The 1,578-nt window shown below is 45.0% G+C and carries 1 protein-coding gene and 1 pseudogene; both read right to left on the bottom strand.

The annotated features are described in order from the left end of the window. Positions 1–506 (bottom strand): annotated as a pseudogene (locus GMD1S_RS07585) (galactose mutarotase); the annotation flags it as partial. A 145-nt stretch (positions 507–651) separates the two neighbouring features. After that, positions 652–1,578 (bottom strand): tagatose-bisphosphate aldolase (gene lacD / locus GMD1S_RS07580; RefSeq protein ID WP_000552803.1); only part of this gene is annotated, 927 nt, incomplete at its 5' end.

Raw genomic sequence — 1,578 nt, 5'->3', positions numbered from 1 at the left:
TCCTGATCTGTCGTCACCTTATAGCTGACTTCGTAGGCGCCAGTTTCTTCCAAGTGATAGCTGATCCAGATCTTGAGATTACCAGGGAATCCTCCTGTTCCGTCTGTACGTTCTGTGTAGAGGGTCAAGCCATGGTCGCTCACTTCGACCAATTCAAACAAGCTCGAATCCCAACCTGTTGAACCACTGTGGTTACAGTTGCTAGCGTTGTTGACTTCAAGATTATAGGTCTGACCATTGAGCTCAAATGTCGCACCTGCAATACGGCCCGCTACAGGACCTACACTTGCTCCATGCTTGGGACTATTGCCTACATAGCTATCAAAATCATCAAAACCCAAAATCACATTGGCAAAATTCCCAGCCTTGTCAGGCGTGACATAGCGCAATATGGTCGCACCATAGGTCATGATTTCTAGTTGGTAGCCACTGTCAGTCTCAAAGCGATAAGCCAAGACATCCTTGCCCTCATGATTTCCAAATACACGTTCTGTGTATGCTTTCATTCTTCTCTCCTTTGATCCATTTCTCTTAAGTAAACAAACCATAGAGAGTGTCTCACCATCTATGGTTGTAGTTTCTATTTTCAGAATCCTTTGTCAGAAAACCTTAAGTATCTTCTTAACAAAAGGGGATTCTTCTATACCTGTTTTATGCTTCTACACGTTCAGTCCATGAAGTCGCTGTTGTTTGAAGAACCTTGTTGAGTTCGCCAATGTTCTCAAAACCAGTTGTACGTAGCCACTCACGAGCCGCTGCCTCACCGTCTTTGATGTAGGCTTCAACTGATCCAGCCCAGGTTGCACGGCCACAAAGAACTCCGTTGAAGTTTGCGCCTGATTCGTGGGCAAAGACAAGTGTTTCTTGGAAAAGTTTAGCTGAAACTCCCGCACTCAAGTAGATATATGGCAAGTTAGTTGCTTCATCTTGCGCTTTGAAGAAGGCTGCTGCTTCTTCACGAGTATGCACGATTTCACCTTCGCCAAAGCCTTCAACGTATTTGACGTTGACTGGAACTTCTACTTTCAAGACATCGATGTTGAAGCGTGGGTCTGAGAAGACCTTCATAGCACCGATAACCTTGTGTGGTTTCACTTTTGCGTATTCTGCAGAACCTGCGTCAGAGATTTTTTCATCGTAAGCGAGGATTTCAAGGAAGAATGGAATGTCTTCCGCCACACACTCAGAACCGATGCGTTCGATGTAGGCTTGTTTTTCTTGGTTGAGTTCGTCAGAGCTGTCTACATCATAGTAAAGCAAGAATTTGACAGCATCAGCGCCTTGTTCTTTGATGCGTTTTGCAGACCAAACATCCAAACAGTCAGGCAAGCGTTTGGTGCTTGTTGTGTCGTAGCCAGTTTTCTCATAAGCAAGGAGAAGACCAGCATTAGCATCAAGCGCTTTTGTAGCTGGGAGACCATACTCGGGGTCAAGAAGCATTGATGAAGCGTATTTTGTCAATTCATCTGCAACCAAGACTTTGAGTTCTTCCATTTGATCCACTGTTGGCTCTTCTGTTTGATATTGAGCCATGAGGCGTTTCAAAGCACCACGTTGGTCAAAGGCAAGAGCTGAGAT

Source organism: Streptococcus sp. GMD1S (assembly GCF_000296875.1).
GTDB lineage: Bacteria > Bacillota > Bacilli > Lactobacillales > Streptococcaceae > Streptococcus.
Note: the sequence above shows the minus strand (reverse complement) of the source record. Positions and strands in the feature narration are given on the sequence as shown.